Raw genomic sequence first — 13,023 nt, forward strand, 5'->3', positions numbered from 1 at the left:
GGCCGAGTCCCCGGATCCGATCGCCGATCAGCTCCGAGCGGGGGCGGGGCGGCGGTCGGGCAACTGTCCGGCGACGATCGAGGCCAGCGCGAGGGCGAAGCCCAACAGCTGGACCGGGCCGAGGGTCTGGTCGAGCACCACCGCGCCGAGGACGGCGGCCACCAGCGGAGAGAGCAGCCCGAGCACCGCGACGTTGGTGACGGGAAGGCTGGTGATGCCTTGGAACCACAGGGCGTAGGTGAGCAGTCCGCCGATCAGGCCGAGCCACAGGTAGCCGAGCGCGGCTCGTCCGTCGACGGCCGGCGGGGCGCCCTCGAACAGGAAGGTCAGCGGGAGCAGGAACAGGCCGCCGGAGGTGAGTTGCCATCCGGTGAGCGCGAGCGGGGAGACGCCTTCGGGGCGGCCCCAGCGCTTGGTGAGGGTGACGCCGAGCGCCATGGTGGCGGCGCCGCCGAGTCCGGCCGCCACGCCGACGGCGTCCAGGGCGGCACTCGGGCCGATCACCACCAGTCCGACGCCGAGCACTCCGACCAGGCCCCACAGCAGCCTTCGACCGGACAGGCGTTGGCGCAGCACGACCACGGCCAGCACCGCGACGATCATCGGCTGGGCGGCCGCGAGGGTTCCGGCGACTCCGCCGGGCAGGCGTTCGGCTGCGGTGAACAGCAGCGGCAGGAACAGTCCGATGTTCAGCACGCCGAGGACGGCGGCCTTGCCCCACCAACTGCCGCGCGGCAGCGTCCGGGTGACGGCCAGGGCGATCAGGCCGGCGGGCAGGGCGCGCAGCAGGGCGGCGAACATCGGGTGGCCGGGCGGCAGCAGCTCGGTGGTGACCACGTAGGTGGTGCCCCACACGGCGGGGGCGACGGCGGTCAGCGCGGTGCGCGGCAGGGCGCCGGGTCCGCGACCCGAACTTCCGGACGGTGCGCGGGTGGTGAGCGGGTCGGCGGCGGTCGGGGCGGTGCTGGTCGCTGTCATGACGGAGAGTCTGGCGTTCACCCGATCGATGAGTCCAACACATGTCTGTCAGTGCATTGATCTCGTTTCGCGATGGATGCAGGATGGGGGCATGGAGCTTCAGCAGGTGCGCTACGTCCTCGCGGTGGCCGAGACGCTCAACTTCACCCGCGCCGCCGAGCGCTGCCTGGTGGTGCAGTCGGCGCTCAGCCATCAGATCTCCCGGCTCGAACAGGAGCTGGGCGCCCGGCTGTTCGAACGCACCAGCCGCCGGGTGCGGCTGACCGCGGCCGGTGAGGCCTTCCTGCCGGCCGCCCGCCAGTGCCTGGAGGCGGCGGAGCGGGCGGCCGCCGAGGTCGCCGCGGCGGTCGGCGAGGTGCGCGGGCGGCTCGCGGTGGGCCTGATCCCGACCGTCACCGCCGTGGACATCCCCGCCGGCCTGCACGCCTTCCGCGACCGCCACCCGCAGGTACGGATCCGCCTGCGGGTCGGCGCCAGCGACGACCTGATCGAACAGGTCCGCCAGGGCACGCTGGACGTCGCCTTCCTCGGGCTGCCCCCGACGCTGCGCCCGCAGGGGGTGACGGCCCGCGAGCTGGCCCGTGGCCGCCTGGTCGCGGTGGTGGGGCCGGACCATCCGCTGGCCGCCCGGGGGCGGGTGAGCCTGCGCGAGCTGGCTGCGGAGCCGTTCGTCGACCTCCCTTCGGGCACCGCCGGCCGGGCCCAGACCGACCTGGCGTTCAGCGCGGCCGGCCTGGTCCGCGATGTGGCGTTCGAGGTCACCGACGCCGCGTACATGCCGCGCCTGGTCGGCCCGGGGCTGGCGGTGGCGATGCTGCCGGCCGCGTACGTTCCCCAGCTGACGGGGGTGGCCACGGTCAAGGTCTCGGACGCGCCGACCCGGATCGAGACGGTGATCTGGAGCCGTTCGGGCCACACTCCGGCGACCGCCGCCTTCCTCGACCTGCTGAACGTCGCGCGCGACGCTCCGCACGCCGAAATCGGCTGATCCGACCATCGGATGATGACCCGTCAGATCTCCGTGATGTGTCGCCGCGTGTCCCCACGTGACCACTCCGACGATCCGCTGGCGGGTCGCTCCCGCGCTGTGCTTACCTGACGCCGTGACCGTCCCGGCGGGGCCTTCGCCCGCCGTCCTCCTGGCCCGACGGTCCGCCGATCACACCACCTGTGACGGCTCCGCCGTGCCCGCGCAGCCGTCCGCCCTCCCCGCACGCGTACAGGAGCAGCATGTCCGAGCAGAACCCCGCGGCCACCTCCGGCTGGTCGTTCGAGACCCGGCAGATCCATGCGGGCGCGCAGCCCGACCCGGCGACCGGGGCCCGGGCGGTGCCGATCTACCAGACCACTTCGTTCGCGTTCCGGGACACCGCGCACGCCGCCGACCTGTTCTCCCTCGCCGAGCCGGGCAACATCTACACCCGGATCCACAACCCGACCACCGACGTGCTGGAGCAGCGCCTGGCCTCGCTGGAGGGCGGCGTGGCGGCGGTCGCGCTGGCCTCCGGGCAGGCCGCGGAGACGCTGGCCCTGCTGACGGTGGCCGGCGCGGGCGACCACCTGGTCTCCTCGGCGTCGCTGTACGGCGGCACGTACAACCTGCTGCGGCACACCCTGCCCCGGTTCGGCGTCGAGGTGACCTTCGTCGAGGACCCGGACGACCTGGACGCCTGGCGGGCGGCGATCCGTCCGAACACCAAGGCGCTGTTCGCGGAGACGCTGGGCAACCCGCGCGGCAACGTGCTGGACGTGCGCGCGGTCGCCGACGTCGCGCACGCCGCCGGGGTGCCGCTGATCGTCGACAACACCGTGCCGACTCCGTTCCTGCTGCGGCCGATCGAGCACGGCGCGGACGTGGTGGTGCACTCGGCGACCAAGTTCCTGGGCGGGCACGGCACCACCATCGCGGGCGTGGTGGTGGACGGCGGCACCTTCGACTTCGGCGCCCACCCCGAGCGCTTCCCCGGCTTCAACGAGCCCGACCCGAGCTACCACGGCCTGCGCTTCTGGGACGCCCTCGGCCCCGGCGCGTTCGCGGCCAAGCTGCGCGTGCAGCTGCTGCGCGACCTCGGGCCGGCGCTCGCCCCGCACTCGGCGTTCCTGCTGCTGCAGGGCATCGAGACGCTGTCGCTGCGGCTGGAGCGGCACACCGCCAACGCGCTGGAGCTGGCCCGCTGGCTGCAGGCGCGCGACGAGGTCGAGGTGGTCCACTACCCGGGCCTGCCGTCCAGCCGCTGGCACGCCGCCGCGCAGCGCTACCTGCCGCGCGGCGCGGGCGCGGTGCTCTCCTTCGAGCTGCGCGACGGCGTGGAGGCCGGGCGGCGGTTCGTGGACGGGCTGGAGCTGTTCAGCCACCTCGCCAACATCGGGGACGTGCGCAGCCTGGTGATCCACCCGGCGTCGACCACGCACAGCCAGCTGGACGCCGAGCAGTTGGTGGCCACCGGCACCGCGCCCGGCCTGGTGCGGCTGTCGGTCGGGCTGGAGAGCGTCGTCGACCTGAAGGCGGACCTGGAGGCGGGCTTCCGTTCGGCGAAGGGCGCGTCCTGAACAGCACCTTGGGTCTCGCCGTCCCGCCTGCCACCGGTGCCTGGCGGGACGGCGATCCGGTCGGTCGGCGGAGCTGGTTCGCGCTGCCCGCGCCGCTCGCCCTGGAGGCGGGCGGCACCCTGCCGGGCGGGCGGCTGGCTTACGAGAGTTGGGGGTCGCTCGCGCCGGACGGCTCCAACGCCGTCCTGGTGCTGCACGCCCTGACCGGCGACAGCCACCTCGCCGGCCCGGCCTCGGCCGGGCACCCGACGGCCGGCTGGTGGGACGAACTGGTCGGCCCCGGGCGTCCGTTGGACACCGATCGCTGGTTCGTGGTGGCGCCGAACGTGCTGGGCGGCTGCCAGGGCTCCACCGGCCCCGCCTCGCCGGCGCCCGACGGAGCCGCCTGGGGCGGGCGCTTCCCGTTCCTGACCCAGCGCGACCAGGTCGCCGCCGAGGCGCTGCTCGCCGACGCGCTCGGCGTGCAGCGCTGGGCGCTGGTGGTCGGCGGCTCGATGGGCGGAATGCGGGCCCTGGAGTGGGCGGTGACGCACCCTCGGCGGGTGGGGGCGCTGCTGGTGCTGGCTTCCGCGGCGGCGGCCTCCGCGGAGCAGATCGCGCACGCCTCCGCGCAGTTGCACGCGATCCGCGCCGACCCGGGCTGGCACGGCGGCGACTACCACCATCTGCCGCCCGGCGCCGGGCCGCACCGCGGCCTCGGCCTGGCCCGCCGGCTCGCCCAGATCACCTACCGCAGCGAGAGCGAGCTCGCCGCCCGCTTCGGCCGCGCCCCGCAGGACGGCGAACACCCGTGGCGCGGTGGACGGTTCGCCGTCGAGTCGTACCTGGACCACCACGCCTCGAAGCTCGCGCACCGCTTCGACGCGGGCAGCTACGTCGTCCTCAACGAGGCGATGAACGCCCACGACCTGGGCCGGGGCCGGGGCGGTACGGCCGCCGCGCTGCGCCGGGTGACCGCGCCCGCGCTGGTCGCCGCCGTCGACTCGGACCGGCTCTACCCGCCCTCGCAGCAGGCCGAGCTCGCCGCGCACCTGCCGCACGCCGACGCCCTGCGGGTGATCTCCTCGCCGTACGGCCACGACGGATTCCTGCTGGAGACCGGGCAGGTGGCGACGCTGCTCGCCGAACTCCTGCCGGCGGCCCGCCGGTGACCGCCCGGCGGCCCGCCGGGGACGGGCTGCCGTCGAGCTCGTGGCCGTCGGGCGGGCGGCCCCCGGGCCGGCCGCCGTCAGGCGATCGAGGCGGCGACGATCGCGGCGGCGGCCAGGTTGCAGCTGGCCGACACCCACACGGCCGGGTGCGGCTCCTTGGAGACCAGGATCGCGCCCAGCCGGCCCGGGGTGAGCAGATCCAGCAGCCAGAACGCGAGCGCCATCATCAGCAGTCCGAGCACGCCGAAGCACAGCGTGGAGACCAGGCCCTTGCCGAAGTCGTCGTAGGTGGTGCGGATCGCCGTGTACACGATGCCGCCGACGCCCAGCAGCGCCGAGCTGAGCAGCAGGGCGGCGTTGCGGTTGCCCTCCGCCCAGATCAGCCGGCCGAGCTTGCCCGGGGTGAGCAGGTCGATCAGCAGGTAGCCGAACAGCAGCAGCACCAGGCCGACCAGGCCGTAGACGGCGGCCGCGCCGAGGCCGTGGACTATGTCGTTCATCAGCGGGGCTCCCCCGGAGTCGGGCGGCCGTGCCGGGCCGCGCCATGGTCAAGGATCGGCAAAAGATAACCCATCGCCGTGGCAGGTCGTCAGTTTCCGACTGCAAAGGTCCGACCATCACATCTTCCGCGTACGATGGTCCGCCATGACACCGCCGCCGCCCGCCGCCGCCGTCCCGAACCAGCCGAGACCGGGCGCCCGACGCCGGTCGGGCTTCGTCACCCTGGGGATGGTCGGCACGCTCGCCCTCACCCTCTCCGGCTGCTCCTCCTCCAGCACCCCGCCCAGCCGCTGCGTCGACCCGACCACGCTGAAGGTGCTGGACCGCCACTCCTGTTCGGCCGGCGGCGCCGGCGCGGGCCGCTGGTACTACTGCGGGTACGGCACCGACACCGTCAACGGCGGCACCTTCGACAAGGCCGCCACCAAGCGCGGCGGCTTCGGCTGCCCCAAGGGCAGCAGCAGCGGCTCGGGCGGCGGCTGACCCCTGATGCGCCGTCACACCATCACCCCCCGCCCCGACTGGCTGGACACCGTCGAATCGCAGGGCCTCGTGTACGCGATGTGCTCCGACCCCTGCAACCAGGGCGGCCCGCACCCCTACTGGGACGAGAGCGCCTACTACGAGTTCTCCCTGCCCGAGGTCGAGTCGCTCGAAGAGGTCGTCGAGGAACTCCACGAACTCTCCCTCGCCGCGGCCGACCACGTGGTGCGCACCGGCCGCTTCGCGGACTTCGGCATCACCGACCCCCGGCTCGCGGCGGTCGTCGCCGAGTCCTGGCACCGTCGCGACGAACAGCCCAGCCTGTACGGCCGGTTCGACCTCGCCTACGACGGCACCGGCCCCGCCAAGCTGTTCGAGTACAACGCCGACACGCCCACCTCGCTGATCGAGGCCGCCGGGCCGCAGTGGTTCTGGCTGGAGGACCGGTTCCCCGACGCCGACCAGTGGAACTCGCTGCACGAACGCCTGATCGCCTCCTGGCAGCGCCAGAAGCACCTGCTCCCGCCCGGCCCCGTGCACTTCGCCCACTCCCGCGGCGACACCGAGGGCGAGGACTGGCTGACCACCCTCTACCTCCAGGAGTGCGCCGAGCAGGCCGGCCTGCAGACCGTCGGCATCGCGATGGAGGACATCGGCTGGGACAGCCTGAGCGGCCGATTCGTCGACCTCGAACACCGGTTCATCCGCTCCGCGTTCAAGCTCTACCCGTGGGAGTGGCTCGCCGAGGACGAGTTCGCCGACCAGCTCCTCGACGTCATCGACCTCGGCGGCGGCACCGGCTCCACCCTGTGGATCGAACCCGCCTGGAAGATGCTGCTCTCCAACAAGGCGCTGCTGGCCGTGCTCTGGGAACTCCACCCGGGCCACCCGAACCTGCTGCCCGCCTACCTCGACGGCCCGCGCGAACTCGCCGACTCCGACGGCCCCGGCTACGCCGCCAAGCCGCTGCTGGGCCGCGAGGGCGCCGGCATCCGCATCGTCGAACCCGACGGCACCCAGACCCGGCTCGCCGACTGGGCCGGCGACCCCGACCGCTACGGCGCCGAAGGCCACTGCTACCAGCAGTACCACCCCCTGCCCGACTTCGACGGCAACCGCCCTGTCCTCGGGGCCTGGGTGGTCGACGGCGAATCCGCCGGCCTCGGCATCCGCGAGACCGATGACAGCCCGATCACCCACCAGGGCGCCCGCTTCCTTCCGCACATCATCCGCTGAACTCCGCTCCGTCCGACCCGTCCCGGCCGACTACGTATCCTTCGTCGACCGGGATGGGTATCCCCTACGCATTGATCCGGCCACAGCCCGCCGCAAAGCTGGAATCCGCTCTCCCCGCCCCCCGACAGGAGATCCGGATGACCCGCCGCGAACGCTTCCGCCTCTACGCCAGCGAACACTTCACCGCCCTCACCGAGCAGCCCGCAGCGCGCTGCCCCCGGCGCGGAACCGTCGAACGCCAGACCCGCCGCGCCACCCTGTCCCGACTCGCCCGGCTCACCCGCCAGCCGCGTCCCTGAGCCCCGCCGCCCGACGGGCCGTCACCTCGCCTCCAACGCCTCCGCCACCTCCTTCCGCCCCACCCCGAGCTTGCGCAGCACGCTCGCCACGTGGTGCTCCACGGTGCGCGGCGACAGGAACAGCGCCTGCGCGATGTCCTGGTTGCCCACCCCTTGCGCGACCAGCTCCGCGACCTGCCGCTCGCGTGGCGACAGCGCCGCGCCGTAACCCCGCCGCCCCGGCGACGCCGCCCGCCCGAGGCCGAGATCACGCCGGACGTGCTGGCAGCGCGCCGCGTCGGACGCCGCCCCGAGCGTGGTGAACGTCGCCTCGGCGGCGGTCAGCCGCTCCGCCGCGCTCCGGGCGTCCTGCTCGACCAGCACCCGGGCCAACCGCTCCTCCGCGCGGGCGGCCTCGTACGGGCGCCCGATCGCCCACCAGGCGTCCCGCGCCTGCTGGAAGGCCTCGGCCGCGCCGTCCTCGCCGCCGCCGAGGCCCTCCAGCAGGTAGCCGCGGGCCAGTTGGAGCCCGGCGTGCGCGGCCGGCGCGTCGAGGCCGACCAGTGCCGCCGCAGCCTCCTCGACGAGGTGCCGGGCGGCATCGGTGTCGCCGACCTCTCGCGCGGTCTCCACCGCCACCGGCAGCAGCTCCGCACTGCGCGCCCAGGCCCCGGCCTGCCGCAGGATCGCCACGGCCGGCGCCACCACCTCGGCGGCGGCCGCCCCGCCGTGCTCGGCCAGTTCCAGCGCCCCCAGTCCGGCGGCGGCCCGGAGCGCGGCCGTGACCTGCGACTCCCGCTCGCCGTACCGGGCCGCACTGGTGAACTCGGCCCGTGCCACCGCCAACCGCCCCCACGCGGCAGCCAACCGGCCCAGCAGCATGGCGCGTTCGGCGCCCGCCATCGCCACGTCCGGGAACTCGGTGCCCAGCGCCGCGAACCGCTCCTCCAGCCCCTGCCAGCGCCCGGCCAGCCCATCCAGCCGCAGCAGGGCGATCCGGCTGTAGCACTCCAGGTAGGCGATCGCGGCCTGCCGGGCCAGGGCCCGACTCTCCGCGAGCAGCCGGCCCGCCCGCCGGTCGTGCCCGGTGTCGAGCGCGATGTCGCCGACGTTGTACAGAGCGCGGGTGGTCTGCCGGACCACCTCCGGGTTGGTGGAGTCGCGCGGCAACCGGTCGAGTTCGGGCCACAGCTCGGGGTCGCCCTCGCGGGCCTGGAAGGTCAGCATCGTGGCCCGGTAGGCGGCGTTCACCTCCTCGTCCGGCTCGACCTCCAGCGCGGCGGCCGCGTTCGCCATGCGCTCCCGGGCGGCGGCCCCCGCACCGTCGCGTTCGTTCATCGCCAGCGCCACCAGAGCGCGCGCCGCCCGGGCCGGACGCTCGGCGAGTTCGTCGGCGGCCCGCTCGATCTGCGCGAACCCTGCCCGGTCGCCGCCCTGAACCGCCATCCGCAGACCGAGCGTCAACCGGATCTCGCCCCGATCGGCCACCGGCAGCCGCGGGTCGGCGACGATTCCCGCCAAGGCTTCGGTGCCGGCGGTGTCGTCGGCGGCGTTCGCGGCGATCGCCGACAGGGCCCGGGCGGCCCGCACCCGCCGCTCGGGCGCCAGCTCGGTCTCCGCGAGCAGCTCCCGCAACAGCACCCCGGCCGCCGCCGGATCACCCTGCTCCGTTGCCTGCCCTGCCGCCGCTTCGGCCAACTGCTGCCAGGCCTTCCGATCGCCGAGCGCCCGGGAGTGCACGGCGATCCGGGCGAGCGGCTGCGGCTCGCAGCTTCGCAGCACGGCGATCGCCCGCCGGTGCAGCGCCGACCTCACCGGCCCCGGCACGCGCCGGTACGACACCTGTCGATCGGGCTCGCGGAGGAACGCGTACCGGGCGTCCGCAGGCTCGGCCAGCACCCCCGCCCCGAGCGCCTCCACCAAGGCCGCCGCCACCCGTTCGGCCGACAGCCGGGCCACCTCGCCGATCGTCTCCTCGCCGACCGGCACGCCCAGCACCGCCACCGCCTCCGCCACCGCGAGCGCGTCGGGCCCGAGCCGGAGAAGCCGTTCCTCCACCGCCTCCCGCAGACCGCGCGGCAGCTCGGCGGCGGCCAGCGCCGCGGCCGGATCCGGATGCGGGCCGCTGTCGCGCAGGGCCGACAGGTCATCCAGGAGGAACGCCGGAAGCCCACCGGAGCGTTCACCCAGCACGGCTGCCAGTTCGGGCACCACGTCGGCACCCCACTCCCGGGCGACCAGCTCCCGCACCTCCGCCTCCCCCAGGGGCCCGAGCCCGACCACCCCGCCGGCCACCCCCGGCGGGCAGCGGTAGGCCGCACCCAGCACCGGCGCACCCGTCGCGGCCGGCCGCTGGGTGACCAGCAACGACAGCCCCGGGAGCGGGTCTCTGGCCAGCACCAGCAACAACTCCCGGCTCGCCGGATCCGCCCACTGCGCGTCCTCGACCACCAGCACCACACGGCCCAGGGCGTCGAGCAGCGCCCGCACGCCCTGCACCGCCCGGTACCGTTCCTCCCCGCCTGCGGACTCCTCCGGCAGCCACGCTCCGAGTTCAGGCAGCCACCGCCGAAGCACACCCGCGCTCGGCGGCAGTGGTGCCGCCTCTGCGAGCAGCGGGGCTGCGCTCCGCAATGCGTCCAGCACCGGCCCGAGCGGCGGCGGCTCGGCAAGCGGATGGCAGTACCCGGTCAGCACCCGCCCCGGCACCACCCCGGCCTCCGCCAACGCCTGCCGCACCAGGGCGGACTTCCCCGCTCCCGCCTCGCCTTCCATCAGCACCACCGAGGGCGCCGCCCGCAAGGCCGTGACCAGCCGCGTCAGCTCACGCCGCCGCCCGACGAACCCCGGCGCTCCGCTGCCCCGCACCACCGCACACCACCTCCGTCCACCCGTTCTCGTTCCCGTTCTCGTCGACGGCACTGCCCCGCCGACCGGCCCCTCCCTCGCCCCACCACGGCGCGCCGCACCGCCGACCCGACCGGCTCCGCTCACCGCCTCCTCTCAGGCTCCGCCCGCACCCCGCTGCCTCACCTCGCGGACCGGCTGCCTCGCCCTCCGGCCCGGCTACTGCTTCGCCCCTGCCCGCCCCGCCCGGCGCGGCACGGCACGGCCGAGCCTGCCCGGCCCTGCGGCAGCGCACTCCCAGGCCGCCGCCACCGCGCCGTGTTGCGAGCGGGGTCGCTCCCTGGCGAGCATGAAGAAGCTGCGTGGGACCTCACCCCGAGTGACGAGGACAGGTGCTGTCATGACCGACTGGGACGCCCAGGACCCGGAACCCGCCGAGGACGACGGCGTTCTCGAACCGGCCGACTCCCTGCTCACGGACCGACTCGACGACGACCCGCTGGACGCCGGCATCATCCCTTCCGACCGGTACCGCGGCGCGACCGCGTACGGCACGACGCCCGAGGAGGCCGCCCGCAGGGAGCCGCTGGACCAGTTGCTCTCCGAGGAGGAACCTGACGAGGACCCCGAGGTCGTCGACGACCGCTGGACCGACGGGCCGTCCCCACGTGCCGGACGCCTCGTCGAGGACGGGATCGACACCGCAGGCGCCGACGTGGGCCCCGACGGAGGGGCTGCCAGTGCCGAGGAGGCCGCTGTCCACCTGGTCTACCCCGACGAGGACGCCGAGGCCGAGTTCGACGACGCCGCGCCCGACGAGCCGCTGCGCGAGGCGGTCCGGTTCACCGTTCTCGACGACCTGGCCGACCGGGTACCCGACGACGACTATCGCTGACGCCCGGTCTCCACCACCGGCTTCGCACTCGTCTCACTCGCTCATCGCCACCTCCAGGTCGGCCACCAGCAGCTGCGGACCGGTCTCGTCCGCCTCCGCCACCACCGCCCTGTCCGGAGCCCATGCCGCGCTGCCCCCACAACCCGTCCACGGCCCGGCGACGCCGACGTGGTTGGCCAGCATCACGTGCATCCCGGTCGCTTTCGCCATCGCCGGATGCACCGTGCGCCGCTCCTCTCGCCCGCCCTCGGTGCCGTAGAGCGAACTGGCGAGATGCACCTGGCACCCCAGCGCCGCATTTCGGGCCGTCACCTCGGGGAAGTGGTTGTCGAAGCAGGTGGCCAGCGAGTAGCCGACCCCGTCCAGCCAGAACCTGCCGCCGCCGCTTCCTGCTGTGAACACCTCCTGCTCGTTCTCGTACAGATGCTCCTTCGCGTACGTCGTCACCACGGCCCCGTCCGGCCCGTACGCGGTGCTGACTATCTGCGGCCGATCCCCTGGCCCCGCCCCGACGCCGTTGACCACCACGGCGATGCCGGCGCCGCGCACCGGATCGAGCCGCGCGTCGTCCGGCTCCGTCCACAGCCGCCGGTCTGCGGCGATCCTCGCGAGCTCATAGCCGGTGAGGCACAGCTCCGGCCCGAACACCACGACCGCACCCGCCTCCCGTGCCTCCCGAGCCAGCGCCGCGATCCGCCCGACGTTCGCTTCCACATCGCCCGGCACGCACTCGAACTGGGCGGCTGCCACCCTCACCTGCGCCATGTCGCTCCTTTCCCTGACACCCGGGCCGGCACTCGCATCCCGACCGACCAGCCCTCACCGCCGATTTGGCGCCCCGCGCTACCGAGAGATGCCGGCCCGCAGTCGCCCGAAGGCGGTCGAATCCGGCTGGTTCGGCAGAAACGCCTTGATCAGCTCCGCGCACTCGCGGGGCGAGTACGCTCCGCTGTCGCATTCGAAGTCGTAATCGCCATGGCGGTGCACCAAGTCGTACTGATGGGCCGCCAGGCCGACCGGCCTGTCACCCCGAGCGGTCTCGCGTCGTATCAACTCCTCCAGATCGCACCGAACCCCGACGAACAGGACTCGGTACGGGCTGAGCACGTCCAGACAGTCCGCCAGCCGCCACGGCTCGCTCAGGAGGTGGTCGACAATCACGTTGTTCCCGACCCCCGCCATCGCGGCGACCGACCGGTGGAAGCCCTGCCTGGTCCGCTTCAGTGCTTCGTCGAACTGCGCCTGCTCCATGGCGCGTTGGGTCCGCATCGCGTTGAACGTGTCGACGCTGACGTGGAACCAGACCTCGTCGTCGAGAATGTCCAGCAACTCCCGCGCGATGCTCGACTTCCCCGAACTGGACGTGCCGTTGAGGAAGATGATGCGCCCCGCAGTCTCATCCATGTGATCTCCCACTCTCGCGTGCCATGGTCCCGATGACGGTCCACCTTGCCAGATCACCATGTGCCGCCTGCTCGGGCGTCGGGAACCTCCAGCCCGGTCTGCGAGGTCGCACGGGCCCGGGCACCACGGCGACAGCTGCCGAACGAAGCCGGAACAGGCCTCCGCCGATGGCAAAGAAGACCGGAAATCATCCGACCGAAAATCATCTATACCTCCTTCGTTCAAATCTCATGAAAAACGCCTCCCCTCACCCGAGCACCACCCGTTGGAGGCACGCGACGAAACACCCGGTGCCTTCGCGCCGCCATCCGCGTTGGATCTGCAACTGCGTCGACCTGACCGCTCGGCCGTCGCATCCGACCGATTCAACGGAGGCCATTCATGTCCACCACCACCGTGTTCGCATTCAACGGAATGAGCTGCGGCCACTGCGCGCGCACCGTGACCGCGGAGCTGACCGCGCTGCCCGGGATCACCGGCGTCACCGCCGATCCGCAGGCCGGCCGGATCACCATCGAGTCGGTTCACCCCCTGGACGATGAACAGATCCGATCCGCCGCGAGCGGCGCCGGCTTCACCCTCGGCGACCGCATCTGAGATGCACCGAGCCCTCTAGCGACGACCGCCCACCGGTGCCGGCCCTTCAGTACAGCCACTCATCGGCCGGCACCTCCTCTCCCGTTCGTTGCCGCCATCGGCA

General features: G+C 73.7%; 13 protein-coding genes. 8 read left to right on the forward strand and 5 right to left on the reverse strand.

What is annotated here, in order from left to right; all coding sequences use genetic code 11:
- Positions 1-27 precede the first annotated feature (27 nt).
- A complete protein-coding gene (locus tag ACWEMJ_RS11445) occupies positions 28-978 on the reverse strand; it encodes an EamA family transporter (RefSeq protein ID WP_452136777.1) in 951 nt (316 codons plus the stop codon).
- A gap of 91 nt (positions 979-1,069) precedes the next feature.
- On the opposite strand from ACWEMJ_RS11445, the gene ACWEMJ_RS11450 reads away from it, so the two are divergent.
- From ACWEMJ_RS11450 to metX, 3 genes are all read left to right on the forward strand, one after another.
- Positions 1,070-1,966 (forward strand): LysR substrate-binding domain-containing protein, encoded by an 897-nt coding sequence (locus ACWEMJ_RS11450; protein WP_452136778.1) that lies wholly within the window; start codon positions 1,070-1,072, stop codon positions 1,964-1,966.
- 242 nt (positions 1,967-2,208) lie between these two features.
- Positions 2,209-3,528: a bifunctional o-acetylhomoserine/o-acetylserine sulfhydrylase gene (locus ACWEMJ_RS11455; RefSeq protein ID WP_452136779.1), complete on the forward strand. Its 1,320-nt coding sequence runs from the start codon at positions 2,209-2,211 to the stop codon at positions 3,526-3,528.
- 8 nt (positions 3,529-3,536) lie between these two features.
- Positions 3,537-4,679: a homoserine O-acetyltransferase MetX gene (metX, locus tag ACWEMJ_RS11460; RefSeq protein WP_452136780.1), complete on the forward strand. Its 1,143-nt coding sequence runs from the start codon at positions 3,537-3,539 to the stop codon at positions 4,677-4,679.
- 77 nt (positions 4,680-4,756) lie between these two features.
- Here the strand turns inward: metX and ACWEMJ_RS11465 are convergent, their stop codons facing one another.
- The gene (locus ACWEMJ_RS11465) at positions 4,757-5,179 is read right to left on the reverse strand and encodes a DUF350 domain-containing protein (RefSeq protein ID WP_452136781.1); all 423 of its coding nucleotides are present in this window, start codon (positions 5,177-5,179) and stop codon (positions 4,757-4,759) included.
- Positions 5,180-5,324: 145 nt separating this feature from the next.
- Between ACWEMJ_RS11465 and ACWEMJ_RS11470 the strand changes: the two genes are divergently transcribed.
- The 3 genes from ACWEMJ_RS11470 to ACWEMJ_RS11480 all read left to right on the forward strand — a co-directional run bounded on the left by ACWEMJ_RS11470 (position 5,325) and on the right by ACWEMJ_RS11480 (position 7,198).
- Positions 5,325-5,663, forward strand: a complete 339-nt coding sequence (locus tag ACWEMJ_RS11470; RefSeq protein WP_452136782.1) for a hypothetical protein — start codon at positions 5,325-5,327, stop codon at positions 5,661-5,663.
- A 6-nt stretch (positions 5,664-5,669) separates the two neighbouring features.
- Positions 5,670-6,899: a glutathionylspermidine synthase family protein gene (locus ACWEMJ_RS11475; protein WP_452136783.1), complete on the forward strand. Its 1,230-nt coding sequence runs from the start codon at positions 5,670-5,672 to the stop codon at positions 6,897-6,899.
- Between the two features lie 137 nt (positions 6,900-7,036).
- A complete protein-coding gene (locus ACWEMJ_RS11480; protein WP_452136784.1) occupies positions 7,037-7,198 on the forward strand; it encodes a hypothetical protein in 162 nt (53 codons plus the stop codon).
- A gap of 21 nt (positions 7,199-7,219) precedes the next feature.
- On the opposite strand, the gene ACWEMJ_RS11485 is transcribed toward ACWEMJ_RS11480, so the two are convergent.
- Positions 7,220-10,045, reverse strand: coding sequence for an AAA family ATPase (locus ACWEMJ_RS11485; RefSeq protein ID WP_452136785.1), 2,826 nt, complete (start codon positions 10,043-10,045; stop codon positions 7,220-7,222).
- A gap of 379 nt (positions 10,046-10,424) precedes the next feature.
- Between ACWEMJ_RS11485 and ACWEMJ_RS11490 the strand changes: the two genes are divergently transcribed.
- Positions 10,425-10,919: a DUF5709 domain-containing protein gene (locus ACWEMJ_RS11490; RefSeq protein ID WP_452136786.1), complete on the forward strand. Its 495-nt coding sequence runs from the start codon at positions 10,425-10,427 to the stop codon at positions 10,917-10,919.
- Between the two features lie 33 nt (positions 10,920-10,952).
- Here ACWEMJ_RS11490 and ACWEMJ_RS11495 read toward each other — a convergent pair whose 3' ends face one another.
- The gene (locus tag ACWEMJ_RS11495) at positions 10,953-11,684 is read right to left on the reverse strand and encodes a carbon-nitrogen hydrolase family protein (protein ID WP_452136787.1); all 732 of its coding nucleotides are present in this window, start codon (positions 11,682-11,684) and stop codon (positions 10,953-10,955) included.
- Positions 11,685-11,762: 78 nt separating this feature from the next.
- On the reverse strand, positions 11,763-12,323 hold the full coding sequence (locus ACWEMJ_RS11500; RefSeq protein WP_452136788.1) for a chloramphenicol phosphotransferase CPT family protein: 561 nt from the start codon (positions 12,321-12,323) through the stop codon (positions 11,763-11,765).
- A gap of 381 nt (positions 12,324-12,704) precedes the next feature.
- On the opposite strand from ACWEMJ_RS11500, the gene ACWEMJ_RS11505 reads away from it, so the two are divergent.
- Positions 12,705-12,920: a heavy-metal-associated domain-containing protein gene (locus ACWEMJ_RS11505; protein WP_452136789.1), complete on the forward strand. Its 216-nt coding sequence runs from the start codon at positions 12,705-12,707 to the stop codon at positions 12,918-12,920.
- Positions 12,921-13,023 lie beyond the last annotated feature (103 nt).

Source organism: Kitasatospora sp. NPDC004531 (assembly GCF_053602195.1).